General features: G+C 70.6%; 1 protein-coding gene and 1 pseudogene. Both read right to left on the reverse strand.

The genetic code is table 11. From position 1 onward, the window contains the following. Positions 1-467: pseudogene (locus tag ACEN88_RS33040) on the reverse strand (two-component sensor histidine kinase); the annotation flags it as partial. Continuing rightward, a partial coding sequence (locus ACEN88_RS33045) for a winged helix-turn-helix domain-containing protein (RefSeq protein ID WP_413346522.1) occupies positions 464-831 on the reverse strand: 368 nt, incomplete at its 5' end. The pseudogene ACEN88_RS33040 and the gene ACEN88_RS33045, both read right to left, overlap by 4 nt.

The raw sequence follows: 831 nt of genomic DNA on the forward strand, positions 1-831 counted from the left end.
TAGGGCCACCACCTCTTTCTACACCTCTCTTTTCGTGGGCTGCGTCTTTTGTGAATATGATACTGATCGTAGGCGGCCAACACGCGCCTGCGCGCGCCGGCGCCAGGTGTACGTCGGCGCGCGTGATCGTAGGCGGCGAACACGCGCCGGGCGGCGGGACCGAACGGCAGCGCGGGCGCGTTGGCGGAACGCAGGACGAGGCGTCCATCGCGCCACACCTGGAAGGCGACGCGCGGCGCGTAGCGATGGAGGATCGGTGCGTCGGGCGCCGCGACGTCCTCGTCGGCATCCGCGTCCTGCACGAGCAGCAGCGATGCCGACTGCGCGAGGTGCGCGTCGAGCAGCTCGTCGAGTTCGTGGCGCGTGTCGGACAGGGTCAGCGCGAGCGTCGCGGCCCACAGCGCCGCGAGCACGCCGAACATCAGCCCGAGCAGGCGGAGCTGCAGCGAGGGGGCCGCGCGGGTCATGGGGTCGCGGGATCGCGCAGCACGTAGCCGACGCCGCGGACCGTCTGGATCGACGCGCTCCCCAGCTTGCGCCGCAGGTTGTGCACGTGCACCTCGACGGCATTGCTCTCCACTTCCTGGCCCCAGCTGTACAGGTGTTGCTCCAGCTGTTCGCGCGTCAGCACGCGGTTGGCATTCAGCATCAGCGCATGCAGCAGGTCGAATTCGCGCGTCGACAGCGTCACCGGCGTTTCTCCCTTGCGCACGGTGCGCGCGGCGGGATCGAGTTCGACGTCGCCCGCGCGCAGGCGGTCGCGCGGCTGTCCGTGCGCGCGCCGCACGAGGGCACGCAGGCGCGCGGCCAGTTCGTGCAGGTCGACGGGCT

Source organism: Massilia sp. CT11-108, assembly GCF_047302915.1.
In the GTDB taxonomy this organism is placed as follows: domain Bacteria; phylum Pseudomonadota; class Gammaproteobacteria; order Burkholderiales; family Burkholderiaceae_D; genus Telluria; species Telluria orientalis.